We start from the raw sequence: 16,676 nt of genomic DNA on the forward strand, positions 1-16,676 counted from the left end.
GTTTATTCTGTTGTGACTGCGGTGTCTTTTTGGTGTAGTGCTGCGTGCATGGTGTGCCATGAGAGGCTGGCGCATTTTACGCGTACGGGGAAATCTCTGACTCCGAGGAAGATGGCGGGTTTGCCGAGTTGTTCTATTTGTTCGGGGTCGTCGAGTTTGCCGGTAACCATGTCGTGAAATTGTCGGAAGAGGTGTTCGGCTTGTTCGAGGGTTTTGCCTTTGAGTTCTGCTGTCATTATGGATGCGGATGATTTTGATATTGCGCATCCGTTCCCCTGGAAGGAGATATCCTTAATTATGCCGTCGTGAACATCGAGGTATATGTAAACATGGTCTCCGCAGAGGGGGTTTAGTCCTTCGGATGTGTGTGTTGCGGGATCTATTTTCCTGAAGTTCCGGGGGTTTTTGTTGTGGTCGAGTATGACTTGCTGGTAGAGTTCTTTTAGTTCGTCGTTCATCAGGAGAATACCTCTATTACTTTTTTGATTGCAGCGGCTGCGAGGTCGATTTCGTGTTTTGTGTTGTAGAATGCGAGTGAGATACGGGAGAGGGCAGGGACGCCGAATCTTTTCATGACGGGTTGTGTGCACATGTGCCCTGTTCTTATTGCGATTCCCTCGAGGTCCATGATTGTGCCAACATCGTGTGGATGAATGTCGTCGAGTTTAAATGAGAAAACGCTGCTCTTTTTTGCTGCGGTTCCAACGAGGGTTAATCCTTCTATGGGAAGAAATTTTTCTTCGGCATATTGGTATAATTCGTTTTCATAGCGGGCTATGTTTTCTATGCCGATGGAGTTGACATAATCGATTGCAGCTCCCAAGGCTATGGTATCTGCGATGTTGGGTGTGCCCGCCTCAAATTTGTATGGTATCTGGTTGTAAATGGTTTTTTCGAATGTGACGGAGAGTATCATGTCACCGCCGCCCTGCCACGGGGGCATGGTTTCGAGCAGTTCTTCTTTGCCCCAGAGTACCCCTATTCCTGTGGGAGCGTAGAGTTTGTGACCGGAGAAGGCATAAAAATCGCATCCGATGTCTTGTATGTCGACTTTAAAGTGCTGTACTGCCTGGGCTCCGTCTATGAGTACTTTTGCGTTGTACCGGTGTGCGAGTGTGGTTATTTCTTTTACGGGGTTTTCGGTTCCGAGTGTGTTTGAAGCATGAACGACGGAGACGAGTTTCGTCTTCTCGGAGAGGAGGTTTTTGTATTCTTCGATTATGAGTTCTCCGCTGTCGTTGAGAGGTATAACTTTGAGGGTGGCACCTGTCTGTTCACAAAGCAACTGCCATGGAACTATGTTTGAGTGATGTTCCATCTCGGAGATGATGATCTCATCTCCGGCTTTGAGGAAGGTGCGGCCCCATGAGTTGGCGACGAGGTTTATTGCTTCTGTTGTTCCTCTTAGAAAGATAATTTCTTCGGTTTTGGGTGCATTTAGGAATTTCCGGACCCTGGTTCTTACTTTCTCATATTCATCTGTTGCTTTTTGGCTGAGGAGGTGAACGCCTCTGTGGATGTTTGAGTTGTAGTCTGAATAGTATTCGGTTAATGAATTTATTACCTGTAAGGGTTTTTGGGTTGTGGCAGCGTTGTCGAGGTATACGAGGGGTTTCCCGTGGACTTTTTGGCGGAGTACGGGGAAATCTTCTCTTATTTTCCCGATATCCAAAAGGGTGGTGGCTGCTGTTGTTTTTAGTTCAGTCATTGTATGGTTTCAATTTTTTGACAGTTTGATGGCAACCCGTTCTTCTATTCTCTGACGGACTTCCTCCATCGTGATTGTATGAACGGCATCGTTTGCGAATGCATTAATAATGATTGTTTTTGCGAGTTCCTCTCCGATGCCTCTGGCTCTGAGATAGAATATCGATTCGTTATTCAACTTTCCAATGGTAGCTCCGTGTGAGCATTTTACATCATCGGCAAATATTTCAAGTTGTGGTTTTGTATCAACTCTTGCATCGTTGGAGAGAAGTACATTTTTATTTTCCTGAAAGGCATTGGTTTTCTGTGCGTCTTTGCGGACGAAGACTTTCCCGTTGAATACTGCCCGACCGGAGTCGTTTAATACACCTTTGTACATTTCATGGCTTTCGCAATTCGGAACTGCATGATCGATGAGGGTGTGATTGTCTATGTGCTGTTGTCCATCTGCCAGGTAGAGTCCGTTTAGTGTGCAATGGGCATGTTCGCCGTTAAATCTTGCATTGAGGTCGTTCCTGACGAGTTTACCTCCAAAGTTAATGTTGTAGGAGGCGTAAGTGCTTTCCTGTTCTACATCGATTTCTGTGGTTGAGATGTGAAAGGCTTCAAGGCTTTCTTCCTGAATTTTTATGTGTTCGAGGCTGCCGTGCTGATCTACATAAGTTTCGGTGACTGCATTGGTAAAGTAGACACTGTTTCCCTGGGTGTAGTATGATTCAACAACTTTTGCACGGGCATTTTTCCCGATTATAAAAAGGTTGCGGGGTTGTATCAAAAGGTTATCGCCGCCGGAATTAACATAGAGTATCTGAACGGGTTTGTCGAGGGACTTTCCTGATTTTACTTTAAGGAAAACACCGTCATTAATGCAGGCTGTTGACAGGGCTGTGAAGATGTTATTCTCTATTTTGGCAAATTTTCCAATGTGGAGATTAACTTCCTCGGAATATTTGCTGATAGCGGTCTTCAGGTTACAAAGGGTTATACCCGGTTCTTCCAGTTGCTGTGAATTAACGGGGTCATATATGCCATTTATGAAGACGATTGTGTAGTAGTTTTCGCGATGAAACAAGTAATCGGAAAGGTTTACATCCTGTGGCTTGAATGACTTGGCGGTTGTATCTTCAAATTTATGGCCGAGTAAGGGGGAAATGTTTGTGTATTTCCATTCTTCATCTTTAAGGGCAGGAAATTTGAGTTCAAGAAATTTTTCGATAGCTGCTTTTCTTAGCTGATGAATGGGGAGTTTGGTCTCGCCGTTCAGGTTGGCCTCAAGTCTTTCAAAGGTATCGACATACCATTTTTTGATTTGGTCGCTCATATTGTTCCTGCCACGAATTCTTCCACATGGTCTTTTACCCAGTCGTATCCTTTATCTTCGAGGAAGAGTGCGAGGGATTTGTCGCCCGATTTGATTATTCTGCCTTTGTAGAGGACATGTACGAAGTCGGGTACGATGTAGTCGAGGAGTCTTTGGTAGTGTGTTACGACTATGAATGAGTTGTGGGGACGGCGGAGTGAGTTGACGCCGCTTGCGACGATGCGGAGTGCGTCGATGTCGAGGCCTGAGTCGGTCTCGTCAAGGATGGCGAGTCGGGGGTCAAGAACTGCCATTTGAAAGACTTCGTTGCGCTTCTTTTCTCCGCCTGAGAATCCTTCGTTTACTGAGCGGCTGAGGAGATCCTGCGGCATTTCCACGAGTTTCATTTTTTCTTTGATCATCTTGAGGAAGTCCATGGCATCGAGCGGATCTTCACCTCTGTATTTTTTAATTTCGTTTACGGCATTTTTTAGAAGGTTGGTGTTTGATACGCCGGGTATTTCAATCGGGTACTGGAATGCGAGGAATACACCTTCCCTTGCCCTGTCTTCGGGGGACAAGTCGAGGAGGTCTTTGCCGTTGAATGTGACGGAGCCTTCGAGAACTTCATACTCTTCCCTGCCTGCAAGAACCTGAGCGAGAGTGGATTTTCCTGAGCCGTTTGGTCCCATTATTGCGTGGACTTCACCGGGTTTTACGGTGAGGTTTATTCCTTTTAAAATTTCTTTGCCGTCGATGGCTGCTCTTAAGTTTTTAATTTCTATCATTTTCGTTCAATTCTTTCTTAATTTATTAACCAACACTGCCTTCGAGGCTGATGCTTAAAAGTTTGGTTGCTTCAACTGCGAATTCCATGGGGAGTTCTTTGAAGACTTCCTTGCAGTAACCGTTTACTATCATGCTGACTGCATCCTCGGTTGAGAGTCCCCTTTGGTTGAGGTAGAATATCTGGTCGGCACCTATTTTCGAGGTTGTTGCCTCGTGTTCAACGGTTGCCGTCGGATTGCTTACTTCAAGGTACGGGAAGGTGTGTGCTCCGCATTTGTCGCCTATCAGGAGTGAGTCGCACTGTGAGAAATTTCGGGCATTTTCTGCTTTTTTTCCGATTCTGACGAGTCCTCTGTAGGAGTTGTTGCTGAGTCCGGCGGAGATACCTTTGCTTACGATGTTACTTTTGGTGTTTTTACCGATGTGCATCATCTTTGTGCCGGTGTCAGCCTGCTGCATGTTGTTTGTGACAGCAACGGAGTAGAATTCACCAACTGAATTGTCGCCCGAGAGGATGCAGCTTGGATATTTCCATGTGATCGCGGAGCCTGTTTCCACCTGTGTCCAGGAGATTTTTGAGTTGACTCCCTTGCAGAGTCCCCTTTTGGTCACAAAATTGTAGATGCCGCCTTTGCCGTTTTTGTCGCCTGCGTACCAGTTTTGTATGGTTGAATATTTTATCTGGGCGTTATCCATTGCCACCAGTTCAACAACTGCTGCGTGAAGCTGGTTTTCGTCTCTCATCGGGGCGGTACACCCTTCGAGGTAGCTTACATAGGAGTATTCATCTGCGACGATGAGGGTTCTCTCGAACTGTCCCGTGTTGGCAGCATTTATCCTGAAGTAGGTCGAGAGTTCCATCGGGCATCTGACGCCTTTTGGGATGTAAACAAAGGAACCATCGCTGAAGACAGCGGAATTGAGAGCCGAGTAGTAATTGTCTGCTGCCGGAACAACGGAACCGAGATATTTTCGCACCAGATCGCCGTGGTCTTGTATCGCTTCCGACATCGAGCAGAAGATAATGCCGAGTTCGTTCAATTTTGCTTTGTAGGTGGTGGCAACCGAGACGGAGTCGAATACAGCGTCGACCGCTACATTTGCCAGCACTTTCTGCTCTTCGAGAGGAATTCCCAGTTTCGCAAAAGCGCTTAGGATTTCAGGATCCACTTCATCGAGGCTGTTAAGCTTCTTCTTCTGTTTTGGAGCTGAATAGTAGCTTATCTCCTGAAAATCGACGGGTGGATAGTTTACATTGGGCCATTTCGGCTCTTCAAGTTTTAGCCAGTGTCTGTATGATTTCAGTCGCCACTCGAGCATCCATTCAGGTTCACCCTTTTTTGCAGAGAGTGCCCGAATAACATTTTCGTCTAAACCCGGAGGAAATGTGTCGGCATCGATATCAGTTACAAATCCGTATTTGTACTCCTGATTCGCTAATTGCTCTATCTCATTTATCTCGGTATTGCTCATTAAAAGTCCTTGTTTCAAAAAAAAATTAAATCCGATATGTAAACTTATCGAATCTGTACAAAAAAGTCAAGATTAATTATAAAAGAATAACAAGAAGTGATTGTGTTGAGTTCCAAAGGGGGAAAAAGCTATGAACTTTGATCTATGAACTATTAGCTAACCTTGAATTTCGGAACAGGAGCGACAATCGTCTCGATTGTCCAACCGATAAAGATTATATAATTATCCGGGGGATTGATTGTTTTTACATTCATGGGGTTGAAACCCCATGCTATTGATTTTTGATTGGTCGCGTCGAATCAATAGGCAAATCAACACGCCTGGGCGTGTGACATGTTCGTAGAAATCAATCAATCCAAATACCGCAAAAACACGCCTGGGCGTGTGACATGTTCGTAGAAAAAACAATCATTCCCAATTCCGCCAAAACACGCCTAGGCGTGTGGCATGTTCGTAGAAAAAAGGGAAATTTTGCCAAATTGCGTTTATAACCCGCAGAAAAGCATGTCTTTTTGTAGATTATAACCACAAAAAAATCAAAAATTCAAACAGCAAGAGTAAAATTTTGAACCTCAAGCTACAAATAACCGTAGAATAAATTAGGAGGGACACATTTGAAAATCCGGTTTGAATTTTATTTTGAAATCGAATATATTTAAAGAAATGGCAAATGTTTCCAAAAGAACATTCATTTAATCTATCGGGAAATTCCCGGTTTCTCTTTTTACCCAATCTGTTGCCAAGGTGCAGAGCGATTACAAAAATGCTTTTTAAATACAAGAATGCATGTCTGAATCAGGATTGAGGGGATTAAAGGATTTTCAGGATTCGGCAAATAAAGATTGTAGCTCTTCCGGCCGTCATATGGCTAGAAAACGGTATGAACCATGATCTATGGGCTATTAGTTGAATTGAAGCTGCACTTTCGAAAAGGAGCGACAATCGTCTCGATTGTCCGGGCGACAAAAATTATGGAATTACTGGGGGATCGTTTTTTTGAATTCATGGGGTTGAAACCCCATGCTATTGTTTTTTTATTGATTGCGTAAAACCAATTGCCAAATCAACACGCCTGGGCGTGTGACATGTTCGTAGAAATCAATCAATCCAAATACCACAAAAACACGCCAAGACGTGTGGCATGTTCGTAGAAAACCCATCATCTTCCCAATACGATTTCCCTCGAAGAGGGATTGATGTTCGTAGAGCCCTTGCGGCGACATGTGGGTAGAACTCCGGCAACCATCTCCAAGAGAGCCCTCTGGGCGACATATGTGTAGAAATATTAAACTTCAGAAAAGGAGCGACAATCGTCTCGATTGTCCAACCGACAAAAATTATGGAATGACAGGGGGATCGTTTTTTTGAATTCATGGGGTTGAAACCCCATGCTATTGTTTTTTTATTGATTGCGTAAAATCAATTTCCAAATCAACACGCCTGGGCGTGTGACATCTTCGTAGAAAAACCATGAATCACCAATTCCACAAAAACACGCCTGGGCGTGTGACATCTTCGTAGAAAAAAGCGTCATCTGATCCAAAAAAAGCCCGTAGGGCGACATATGGGTAGAACTCCGGTAACCATCTCTAAGAGAGCCCTCTGGGCGACATATGTGTAGAAATATTAAACTTCGGAAAAGGAGCGACAATCGTCTCGATTGTCCTGCCGGTAAATGTTGTGGAATTACAGGGGGATGAATTGTTATTATTTTCATGGGGTTGAAACCCCATGCTATTGTTTTTTTTGATTGCGTAAAATCAATTTCCAAATCAATACGCTTGGGCATGTTACCTGTTCGTAGAAAAACCATCCTTTCTTAATTGTTCATGATTTCAAGAAACTGTCTTGACAATTGCCTCCATCCTATTTATATTGCGTATGTATTTTCAATTATTCGAGATTTCAAATGGAACGAACAAACAAAAGCCAAACAAAACGGATAAAAATAGGGACCATCCTCGATGCAGATGTTGTGCGGCAACTCAAGGAAAGGGCTTTATGCGAAGGAAAAACCATCAGCGATGTGGTTCAGGAAGCTGTAATCAGTTACAATCGTATCGAAACAACCAAAATTGAACAACGGAAAGAGGCTGCGAGAAGACTCTGCTCAAGTCCGTTTAATATTTCAACAGAACAGCTCAAATCCGATCTTGAAGAGGACTACTACGACCAATGAACCTAATGAATATTGACCCCTCAAAACCCTTGATGCTGGATGCAAATATCTTTCTTTACGCAATTCAAAGAAAATCGGCTCAATGTGTCGACCTGATTGACCGGATTGCCGGAGGGGAAATTAACTGCTTTGTGACATCACATATTTTAGCAGAGATTATGCATGTTTTGATGATTGAAGAAGCACGAAGCAACGGAGCAATAACGGGAGGGAATCCTGCCCGAAAGCTGAGCGAGAAGCCCGAAATTATTCGCTCACTCTATATTTATGAAAATGTTTTCGAAGACATCCTGAACCTTGGAATAAACATCGAAACTGTCGGCAAAGCTGATCTGATGGAAGCCCTTGTTATTCAGAGAAGATACGGGCTGTTAACAAATGACGCCCTGCTTGTTGCAGTTGCCAAACGCCTGGGAATTACCTCCCTTGCCTCAGCGGACAAAGTCTTCGGCAAAGTGAGGAACCTGACTCTTTACACTCCGGATGATATTCAGGTATGAACTATAAACTATTAGCTATGAACTATTAGTTGAACTGAACTTTGAGTTTCGGAAAAGGAGCGACAATAAGGAGCTATAAACTATGATCTATGAGCTGGACTGAACTTTGAGTTTCGGAAAAGGAGCGACAATCGTCCTCGATTGTCCAACCGGTAAACATTATATACCGACAAAAAATAATACTTAATCCCTAGCACCTAATACCTGAGAACACGCCTGGGCGTGTGACATGTTCGTAGAAAAACCACCATCCTCCCAATACGTTTCCCTCGAAGAGGGATTGATGTTCGTAGAAAACCCATCATCCTCCCAACACAATTTCCCTCGAAGAGGGATTAATGTTCGTAGAAAACCCACCATCCTCCCAATATGATTTCCCTCGAAGAGGGATTGATGTTCGTAGAAAACCCACCATCTTCCCAATATGTTTCCCTCGAAGAGGGATTAATGTTCGTAGAACCCTTGCGGCGACATGTGGGGAGAATACAAAGGCTTATGTTAAATTTATTTCCCGTAAATATATTTGTGAATGATACTGGAGATCAAAGTCTGGTATGGCAATCCTTCCTCAAGAGCCCGTATCTTAAGCAGGGAAATGTCTTTTTCGCTTAATCTGATGTTAATCCGTTTGTTTTTCCTGGTGGTTGCCTTGGCGGCAGATTTCATCTCCGATTTAAGCGACTCGATCCCTTCAGCGGATTTCCATTCATCGTTCTCAATTTCCTGAATAATTTCTTTTTCAAACTCATCGTATTTCATTTTTTATCTCCAAGATACTGCTTTGTTGCCTTTCGGCTAGGGATTATTGTTTTTAGAAAATATTCTTCTTCGGATTCAATCAATGGTACCAAATAAGCATAAGACTGGTATTCGACAACCAGAATTTTTTGATCTGGATATTTATCTTTGTTCGGATGCTCCAATATATCCAACAAATTGCCATTTTCAATCTGGAGCAGAATAGTCTCAAATGAGATATCACGCTCGATTTTCAATTTAAGATTCTTTTCTTTATTCCAATTAAAATATTTCATGTGCAAATTTACAAAATGGTGTGCCTTTTGTCAACACGATAATTGATGTTTTTAATTTACTGTATCTTAAGAAATTGCCCCAATGGCGACATGCGGGAAGAAAACGGTATGGACTATTATCTATGAACTATGAGCTGAACTGAACTTTGAGTTTCGGAAAAGGAGCGACAATCGTCTCGATTGTCCGGGCGACAATATTTAATAATCAGAGGGAATTTTTCTTTTTTCATGGGGTTGAAACCCCATGCTATTGATTTTTGATTGATTGCGTAAAATCAATTTCCAAATCAACACGCCTTGGCGTGTGGCATGTTCGTAGAAAAATCACCATCCCCCCAATACGATTTCCCTCGAAGAGGGATTGATGTTCGTAGAAAACGGGTAATCTCCCCCTCACGAAAAAGCATTCTTTCTATTTATGTACCAAACCTGTCATGTTTATGATTCTGATATACGATTCTTTCCAACAAATCAATATTTTTTCTTTGTAGTACCATAATCAAATTAGCGAGGGATGTAACAGCACCAAAAACAGCTAAAACAAAATAAGCAATTGCACGACTGCTGGAAATTACTGTGTCGCGGTCCAAACTCTTAAAGCCCAGGTAGACAAATACAATTGCTCCAATTCAAAATATAACTGAAATCAGGTATTGAGCATCAATGATATCATTTGATTGACTTTTCATAAAAATATTTCCTTCTGTTTTGTTTTCAAATTTTGAAATTTAATTTAGCTACAGGACTTCCATTACCAAATTCCCTGTCATCATTCCCCATTACAAATGTACCGCCTTCCGTAAGGATCATCTTCTCAGGAACTTTATTATTACCCAAAAATGAAATTCCAAAAATAGTTCCGACTATACCTACAGCGACTGCTGCAACTCCTAACGCATACTTCCATTTGTTGTAACTCTTATTAAGGGCATCTGCTATCTTAGTTACAGGGAGATGTACAGCTTTGGATTCAGATTTGTTTGTCTCCACAGCTGCTGATTTTTCCAGCTCTGGCTTTTCTATAATTGGTGAAACAGATTCCGCTTTTTCCTGAGAAGTGATTGCACCACTGTTTTCCAACCTTTCCAGTTCCCTCAGCATCTCATTTGCATTTGCGAACCTTTGACTTTTATCCTTATTGATTGCTTTCATTACAAAATTTGACAGGGCATCAGATATTCCGGGATTAAAATGTGTTGGTGCAGGCAATTCTCCGTTCACCATGAAATCGTAAACTGCTATAGGAGTTTTGGTTGTCGCACCGAAAAAAGGAGTTTTACCCGATAGCATCTCATAAAGTGTCATGCCAAGGCTGTATGCATCAGTTCTTGGGTCCACTCGACCCGGGTCTACCATCTGCTCCGGACTCATGAAAAAAAGTCTTCTATTTACTTCTGTTCCATCACTCCAGTTCGTGTAAAGTGTCTCTGGGATACCAAAATCTGTTATCTTAATCAGACCATTACGGGTAACGAGTATATTCATGGGATTGATGAGACGGTGGATTAGTGGAGTGTCCTGATTGTGTGCGAATGATATCCCATCAAGAATCTGTTTGAAGAGGGTGATTGCTCTTTCCGAGTCTAAACCACCGCTCTCTTTTTTGTTAAAGACTTCATGACTGAGTGATTTCTTTAAACATGATCACTTAGACATATCTTCTTCTGTATTAATTGGATGAGAAGGAGCATATTGGCTCCTTCTCGTAAAAAAAATCCCTGTATCTATATCAAAAAACAGCTTTTATAGATATCCCGAATCTCCTTTTTATACGATTCAAACTGTTCGCTTAGTTTTTTCGCTAATTCGTCTTTTTTATTTGCCAATTTCTGAATTTCCTGCTCTTCGGTTCTGTTAAAACCATCGAGTGCCGGTATCAAAGTGGCCGCCCTGTTATTCTGATATTGTGCATGTAAAATTTCGCTGTTTTTATAAGCCTGCCACCTTTTGATGGCCTCGGGTTTTACCTCGGAATAGGTATTCCATTCTTGGGAAAATCCACCAAACTCTTCCTTGACTGTCACATTCTGTGTGCCCGTTTTTTGCACAGGGAGAGTAAAGCTCCCTTTTGTTGTGTAGGAAGTATAACTTGTATACAGAAGAGCACGATAGGTTTGACCAGGGACAATAATCTCATAAGAATCGTTTCTATTCTTTCCAACGATATAGCCTGTTAAATAAAAAGCCTCCGACGGTACATCATCACGATCGAAAGTTTCAGGTTTTGGATTTCGTGTATTCCAATCAGCCTCGAAATCGTTGCGTTTATTTGAATAAAATTTCTTGATGGAGTCCGACAACTGCGAGATATAAACTCCATCTACATACGAGCTGAAACCATCTTTGGAATTATCAGAAAGATTTATAGTTTCATGAATCAGGAACTGCATTCTTGAAGAAAGTGAGTCATCAATTTTGAGGCTGTTCACTAAGAAATCAACAGCTATTCCAGACATTTTATAATCATCTTTTTCAATTTCTCGAATAAAGACGGTTCTAAATTTTTCAGCCATTAATTTCCTGTCACCATAAGTCATGACAGATCTAAATTGTTCAAAAAAAGCGGGCTTTGAGCCAGTTTTTACTGTGTGGAAATAATAAATCATCATCGAATCTACAGATTCAAACGGTTTTTTATTATTGTAATACGATTCAACTGCATTCACGACCAGGTTTTTAGGCTTCTCTTTACGGATCATGGTCTCAAGAAATTTTTTGCCGTCAGTCAAATCCTTTGAAATCAACAGGTTGATTGCAAATTTGACCAGATCACTTTTAATGCTATCTCCCTGGTTATCCGAAATGAATTCGATCAGTCCCTGTGTATCTTTTTCATTAGCCATTGACTGTAAATCATTTTGGTTCTTTGAGCAACCTGAGAACAGGATTAAAACCAATAACAATGGAATAACTATCTTCATTGTACTTCTCTCCCGAAAATTTTTATAAAACAAAAAAAACGGAAACCCACATTTAACCAAGCACCTCGGCTTATCATGCCTTGGCAATGACTAAAAGTCAGTTTCCGTTTTTAATCTCGAAAAAGATTACCCGTGACGCTTCTTAAAAATTGAAATCAACAATTGTCTTCCCAAGGACAATTTGTGATAGAGCGGTCAATCAATAGAAATTACTCTATAAGAATTCCTTTTTTTATTGACGGTAAAAATAGGAATAGCATCTTTTTCCACAAAGAACTTTTTTCTTTTTTTTTCAATGGAATTTGGTAATTGAAAAAGAAAGTCGAGAGGTGAGAGGATGGTCTTGATGGAAATGGTGTCAGGTTCAATGTTGGTATGTATTATTATCTGCCCATATGTCGCCGCAAGGGCTCTCTTGGAGATGGTCGCCGGAGTTCTACCCATATGTTGCCGCAAGGGCTCTTTTGGTTTGGTTGCCGGAGTTCTACCCATATGTCGCCACAGGGGCTGTTTTTGTATCAGGTGATGCATTTTTCTACGAACATGTCACACGCCCAGGCGTGTTTTGGTGGTATTTGGATTCATTGATTTCTACGAACATGTAACCCCGCTTCGGGGGTATTAATGGTTTATCCGATTTCTTGCTACGAACATGTAACCCCGCTTCGGGGGTATTAATGGTTTATCCGATTTCTTGCTACGAACATGTAACCCCGCTTCGAGGGTATTTATGGTTTATTCGATTTCTTGCTACGAACATGTAACCCCGCTTCGGGGGAAATGGTATTGGGGGAATGATGGGTTTTCTACGAACATGTCACACGCCCAAGCGTGTTGATTTGGAAATTGATTTTACGCAATCAATAAAAAACAATAGTCCCGAGAATCGGGAGGTTTCAAACCCATGATTTCAAAAAAACGATCCCCCTGTCATTCCATAATGTTTGCCGGCAGGACAATCGAGACGATTGTCGCTCCTTTTCTGAAGTTTAATGTTTCTTCCCATATGCCGCAAGAAGGGCTCCTTTGGAGATGGTCACCAGGTTTCTACCCATATGTCGCCCGGAGGGCTTTTTGAAGGTGGGGTGCCTGATTTTCTACCCATATTTCGCCACAAGGGCTGTTCTACGCGTTCATCCGTTTAATCTGCGTGCATCTGCGTCTTCTACCCATACATGACCCAATCCGGGGCCAAAATCATCCCCTCTGTGTTCTCTGTGTGCTCTGTGGTTTCTTCCTGCCTTTGCGAACTTTGCGAACTTTGCGGTTTATTTGTGCAATAAAAAAAAGAGCAATCTGATTGAGACTGCTCTTTTGGGATGGTAAGTGTTTTTCCCTATGGAATACTGCGGGAAGGGAGTATTTATTTTACATATTCTTCGATGGTGTACCAGGGATCGATGTATTTGGTGTCGGTTGCAACTTTTCCAGGGTAGAATGTGAGTTTTCCGTTATCGTTGAAGACTACGAATGTGAGTCTGTGAGCCCAACCGTTGTTTTCGCCGGAGATGGTTGCCACGACATTGTATGAATTTGTAACATCAGGTGACGGATATGATCTATCGATGACAAACGATTTGGGATAGTAAGTATTCACCATGTATTCAGAAGGATTGATACCTGCTGCTTTGATGTAAGATGGTGAGATGAAATCCATCAGGTTTGCCGGTCTGTTTTCGGCTGTCATGAATTGGAGGAATTCAGTAACTTTTGCTACTGATTTTCCCTGCAGGTCTCCACCGCTTTCCTGTGTGGAACCACATCCTGCAAAAAAGAAAATTACTGCTGCAAGTCCGAACAATGATATTGTCTTTCTCATTTGGCTACCTCATTATTGATTTTTTGATTGATTAAAATTATTTATCACGAAACTGCATTTCATACAGTTTTTTGTAGAGACCGCCCTGTTCAAGGAGTGAATTGTGGGTACCCGACTGCACCACTTTTCCTGCCTGGAGGACGAGAATTTTATCGGCATTTTGAATAGTGGAAAGGCGGTGAGCGATAACCACTACAGTTCTGCTTGTCATAAGATTATCGAGAGCCTCCTGAACGAGTTTTTCCGATTCGTTGTCGAGAGCACTGGTTGCTTCATCAAAAATCATAATATCAGGATTTTTCAGAAGTGCTCTTGCTATTGCGATCCTCTGTCTTTGACCACCTGAAAGCTTTACTCCCCTTTCCCCTATTTCGGTGTCGTATCCATTTGGCATTTCAGAGATAAAGTTGTGAGCATTTGCAATTTTTGCAGCCTCATAAATTTTTTCTTCGCTGAAATCTTTGCTTCCGTAGCAGATATTGTTTTTGATCGAGTCGTTAAAAAGTATTATCTCCTGGGTAACGATACCGATAAACTTACGCAGGTCCTCCATTTTAACATCACGAATATCGTGACCGTCAAATTTTATTGTACCTGAGGTGACATCATAAAATCTGGGTATCAGATCGACGAGGGTTGATTTTCCTCCGCCGCTGGGACCAACGAGCGCCACCACTTCCCCTTTTTTGATGGTAAAATTGATATCTTCGAGCACCATTTCACCCGGTTCATCGGGATAAGCGAATCCGACATTTTCGAATGTGATATCGGAATTAAACTCTTTTACTTCCTGAGCATCCGGTTTGTTCACGATATCGGGATTTGTATCGATGATGTCGAAAATTCTGGCTCCTGCGGCGGACGATTCCTGAATTCTGTTGTTCACGCTGCTGAGCTCCTTGATGGGAGGAATCAACTGAAAAATTGCAAAGAGAAAGCCGAGGAACTCGCTCGCCTTAATCTGGTTGGTGCTAAGCACCAATGTACCGCCATAATAAATGATTACAACGCCGACCATAACGCTGAGGGTTTCGCTGATTGGTGAGGAGAGATTTCTGATTCTGGTAATCCTGAGTACCATCCGGAGATAGCCTTCGGTCTCTTTTCTGAATTTTTGATTTTCGTAGTTTTCGGTGCCAAATGCCTTGACAATCTTCACACCCGATATGGTTTCCTGAATCACGCTGGTGATGTCGGCGATTTTTTCCTGAATCTGGGTACTGTACTTGCGGAGTTTAATTCCTATCCATGAGATAATACCCGCACTAAAAGGGAGTGTAATCAGTGAGATAAGAGTGAGTTGCCAGCTAATACTTATCGCAATTCCGAGAAAGACGATAATTGAAAGTGGCTCCCGAATCAAGTTTAGGAATGTAGCTGATACGCTGTTTTGTACTGCTGTAACATCATTCACAATAATTGAGATGAGGTTTCCCACGCGTTCACTTTTGAAGTAGCTGATAGGCAACTTATGCAACTGCTCGTAGGCATCATCCCGAAGGTCTCTTACAATCCCCTGTTCGACAAAATTGAGAAAATATGCCTGCATGTAACCGGCGACATTTTTCAGGATAAAAGCCAGAAAGATTATAATGCATATTTTAAACAAGGCATCAGTTTTTCCTCCCGAGAAGATAAAACTTTGAAACCATGCCGAGGCAGATTCCTTGAATGAAACAATAAAATCAGGGAGAAATGATGAACCAACATTCTGAGTCGCATTATTTGAAACTGCAGTGGTGGATTGGGATGCATTGAACAGAGTATCGAGAAGCGGAATAGAGAGATATACTGATGCACCGTTAAGCAAAGCATAGATGATGGTGCAAAATATTGAGAGAAGGAGGAATTTCCAGTATTTGGACGAGTATTTCAGAAGACGGTAGTAAGTGCTCACAACATTCTTTAGTAAAATGGTAAAAAGCGGATACTGCAGCCATTTTTCATTTTTATTCTGCGAATATCAGTTAATTTTTTCAAATCATATACTCGCACGAGCCTGATTTGATTTTCAAGATCATCGAAAATGAGATAGTCTTTTTTGACAGCAAAATTCCTGTAACCCTGACCCGAGAATTTGGCGACATAGTCCATTTTTTTAAGAGAATAAATCATCAAAGTGGAGGAAGTGTCCCGGTCTGTTTTATGGACATCGAGATTTGAAGTAAGCATGATGAGGGTTTCCTTGTCAGGAGTCCAGTAGATTCTGTCCACATTCTGGTCAGTTGAAAGGATCATTTTGCCGACGGTGTCTTTGGCATCGGAAAGAAAAATCTGATTCGATTTCCCTTTTACCACCGAGACTATTCTTGTGCTGTCGGGGGAGACATTATTGACCTTGATGGCAGGAACCTCGGGAATTTCCCCCTGCATCAATTCATATTTTTCCTTGGCTTTATCGACGATTCTTCCGGTGCTGTCGATGATATAGTTATCCTTGTAAATTCTTTGATTAACGAGTTCCAGGTGATAGAGGACAAGATTGAGGGTATTTCCATCGAGACTGTTGGCAAAAATCTTCGAGACTTTGGGAGACCCGAGGATGTTCCTGATGCCACTTGAATTATGGCTGAATACTCTGATGCTGTCGATGTAGCCTTCGAGCTTGTTATAACTGTTACCTGTGATGAAAAAGTAATTACCTCTTTCGCCTGTACCCGTAATAAGGAATGGAGTATAGGCAGCCAAAGGAGCAAAGACGACCGTTTCTCCGGAGAGGAGATCGTGTACAAAAATCTTTTTTCCCGTTCCATCATCTCCGACAACAGGAATCGATTCTTCTTTCAGAAGGGGTGAAGCCGGTTGTTCCTCCGTGCAGGAGAAGAAGCAGGACGCAAAAACGAGGATAAAGAGAGCGAGAGAAAGTTTTTTCATTGATTAAATCTTTGTTGGCAGATAGCGGCTTCGCACTTGATTTTTAGCTTAAAAAGAGAAATTCTTTCATGCAAACATAA

The 16,676-nt window shown here is 42.1% G+C and carries 15 protein-coding genes; 2 read left to right on the forward strand and 13 right to left on the reverse strand.

Features of this window, described 5'->3' with window-relative positions; translation table 11 throughout:
* Nucleotides 1-2 precede the first annotated feature (2 nt).
* From LCH52_06870 to sufB, 5 genes are read right to left on the reverse strand one after another with little or no spacing between them, the layout of a single operon-like run.
* Nucleotides 3-458 carry an SUF system NifU family Fe-S cluster assembly protein gene (locus LCH52_06870; protein ID MCA0388201.1) on the reverse strand — a complete coding sequence of 152 codons (456 nt, stop codon included), beginning with the start codon at nucleotides 456-458 and terminating at the stop codon, nucleotides 3-5.
* Entirely contained in the window at nucleotides 458-1,672 is a 1,215-nt protein-coding gene (locus LCH52_06875; protein MCA0388202.1) for a cysteine desulfurase, read from the reverse strand. Before LCH52_06875 ends, LCH52_06870 begins: the two co-directional genes overlap by 1 nt.
* Before the next feature lie 45 nt (nucleotides 1,673-1,717).
* Nucleotides 1,718-3,028 (reverse strand): Fe-S cluster assembly protein SufD, encoded by a 1,311-nt coding sequence (gene sufD, locus LCH52_06880; protein ID MCA0388203.1) that lies wholly within the window; start codon nucleotides 3,026-3,028, stop codon nucleotides 1,718-1,720.
* Nucleotides 3,025-3,795, reverse strand: coding sequence for a Fe-S cluster assembly ATPase SufC (sufC, locus tag LCH52_06885; GenBank protein MCA0388204.1), 771 nt, complete (start codon nucleotides 3,793-3,795; stop codon nucleotides 3,025-3,027). Before sufC ends, sufD begins: the two co-directional genes overlap by 4 nt.
* 25 nt (nucleotides 3,796-3,820) lie before the next feature.
* Complete coding sequence (gene sufB / locus LCH52_06890) at nucleotides 3,821-5,269, reverse strand: Fe-S cluster assembly protein SufB (GenBank protein ID MCA0388205.1); 1,449 nt, start codon at nucleotides 5,267-5,269, stop codon at nucleotides 3,821-3,823.
* Between the two features lie 1,909 nt (nucleotides 5,270-7,178).
* Between sufB and LCH52_06895 the strand changes: the two genes are divergently transcribed.
* Both LCH52_06895 and LCH52_06900 read left to right on the forward strand, forming a co-directional pair.
* Nucleotides 7,179-7,448 carry a hypothetical protein gene (locus tag LCH52_06895; protein MCA0388206.1) on the forward strand — a complete coding sequence of 90 codons (270 nt, stop codon included), beginning with the start codon at nucleotides 7,179-7,181 and terminating at the stop codon, nucleotides 7,446-7,448.
* Between the two features lie 5 nt (nucleotides 7,449-7,453).
* Nucleotides 7,454-7,948 carry a type II toxin-antitoxin system VapC family toxin gene (locus LCH52_06900; protein MCA0388207.1) on the forward strand — a complete coding sequence of 165 codons (495 nt, stop codon included), beginning with the start codon at nucleotides 7,454-7,456 and terminating at the stop codon, nucleotides 7,946-7,948.
* Nucleotides 7,949-8,452: 504 nt separating this feature from the next.
* Here the strand turns inward: LCH52_06900 and LCH52_06905 are convergent.
* The 8 genes from LCH52_06905 to LCH52_06940 all read right to left on the reverse strand — a co-directional run bounded on the left by LCH52_06905 (nucleotide 8,453) and on the right by LCH52_06940 (nucleotide 16,596).
* The gene (locus LCH52_06905) at nucleotides 8,453-8,707 is read right to left on the reverse strand and encodes an antitoxin (GenBank protein ID MCA0388208.1); all 255 of its coding nucleotides are present in this window, start codon (nucleotides 8,705-8,707) and stop codon (nucleotides 8,453-8,455) included.
* Nucleotides 8,704-8,982, reverse strand: coding sequence for a toxin (locus tag LCH52_06910; GenBank protein ID MCA0388209.1), 279 nt, complete (start codon nucleotides 8,980-8,982; stop codon nucleotides 8,704-8,706). Before LCH52_06910 ends, LCH52_06905 begins: the two co-directional genes overlap by 4 nt.
* A 714-nt stretch (nucleotides 8,983-9,696) precedes the next feature.
* Nucleotides 9,697-10,551, reverse strand: coding sequence for a protein kinase (locus tag LCH52_06915; GenBank protein ID MCA0388210.1), 855 nt, complete (start codon nucleotides 10,549-10,551; stop codon nucleotides 9,697-9,699).
* 155 nt (nucleotides 10,552-10,706) lie between these two features.
* A complete protein-coding gene (locus LCH52_06920) occupies nucleotides 10,707-11,903 on the reverse strand; it encodes a hypothetical protein (GenBank protein ID MCA0388211.1) in 1,197 nt (398 codons plus the stop codon).
* 195 nt (nucleotides 11,904-12,098) lie between these two features.
* Entirely contained in the window at nucleotides 12,099-12,395 is a 297-nt protein-coding gene (locus LCH52_06925) for a hypothetical protein (GenBank protein ID MCA0388212.1), read from the reverse strand.
* Between the two features lie 871 nt (nucleotides 12,396-13,266).
* Nucleotides 13,267-13,722, reverse strand: coding sequence for a hypothetical protein (locus LCH52_06930; GenBank protein ID MCA0388213.1), 456 nt, complete (start codon nucleotides 13,720-13,722; stop codon nucleotides 13,267-13,269).
* A 37-nt stretch (nucleotides 13,723-13,759) separates the two neighbouring features.
* On the reverse strand, nucleotides 13,760-15,619 hold the full coding sequence (locus LCH52_06935; protein MCA0388214.1) for an ABC transporter ATP-binding protein/permease: 1,860 nt from the start codon (nucleotides 15,617-15,619) through the stop codon (nucleotides 13,760-13,762).
* Between the two features lie 8 nt (nucleotides 15,620-15,627).
* Nucleotides 15,628-16,596 carry a hypothetical protein gene (locus LCH52_06940; protein ID MCA0388215.1) on the reverse strand — a complete coding sequence of 323 codons (969 nt, stop codon included), beginning with the start codon at nucleotides 16,594-16,596 and terminating at the stop codon, nucleotides 15,628-15,630.
* Nucleotides 16,597-16,676: the final 80 nt, after the last annotated feature.

The sequence above is a fragment of the Bacteroidota bacterium genome (genome assembly GCA_020161395.1).
In the GTDB taxonomy this organism is placed as follows: Bacteria; Bacteroidota; Ignavibacteria; order Ignavibacteriales; family Ignavibacteriaceae; genus UTCHB3.

What these genes read in the sequence shown, in the direction of transcription:
- LCH52_06870 (MCA0388201.1), bottom strand. Translation starts at nt 458, where the DNA reads ATGAACGACGAACTAAAAGAACTCTACCAGCAAGTCATACTCGACCAC.
- sufD (MCA0388203.1), bottom strand. Translation starts at nt 3,028, where the DNA reads ATGAGCGACCAAATCAAAAAATGGTATGTCGATACCTTTGAAAGACTT.
- sufC (MCA0388204.1), bottom strand. Translation starts at nt 3,795, where the DNA reads ATGATAGAAATTAAAAACTTAAGAGCAGCCATCGACGGCAAAGAAATT.
- sufB (MCA0388205.1), bottom strand. Translation starts at nt 5,269, where the DNA reads ATGAGCAATACCGAGATAAATGAGATAGAGCAATTAGCGAATCAGGAG.
- LCH52_06895 (MCA0388206.1), top strand. Translation starts at nt 7,179, where the DNA reads ATGGAACGAACAAACAAAAGCCAAACAAAACGGATAAAAATAGGGACC.
- LCH52_06900 (MCA0388207.1), top strand. Translation starts at nt 7,454, where the DNA reads ATGAATATTGACCCCTCAAAACCCTTGATGCTGGATGCAAATATCTTT.
- LCH52_06905 (MCA0388208.1), bottom strand. Translation starts at nt 8,707, where the DNA reads ATGAAATACGATGAGTTTGAAAAAGAAATTATTCAGGAAATTGAGAAC.
- LCH52_06910 (MCA0388209.1), bottom strand. Translation starts at nt 8,982, where the DNA reads ATGAAATATTTTAATTGGAATAAAGAAAAGAATCTTAAATTGAAAATC.
- LCH52_06920 (MCA0388211.1), bottom strand. Translation starts at nt 11,903, where the DNA reads ATGAAGATAGTTATTCCATTGTTATTGGTTTTAATCCTGTTCTCAGGT.
- LCH52_06925 (MCA0388212.1), bottom strand. Translation starts at nt 12,395, where the DNA reads ATGGGTAGAACTCCGGCAACCAAACCAAAAGAGCCCTTGCGGCAACAT.
- LCH52_06930 (MCA0388213.1), bottom strand. Translation starts at nt 13,722, where the DNA reads ATGAGAAAGACAATATCATTGTTCGGACTTGCAGCAGTAATTTTCTTT.
- LCH52_06940 (MCA0388215.1), bottom strand. Translation starts at nt 16,596, where the DNA reads ATGAAAAAACTTTCTCTCGCTCTCTTTATCCTCGTTTTTGCGTCCTGC.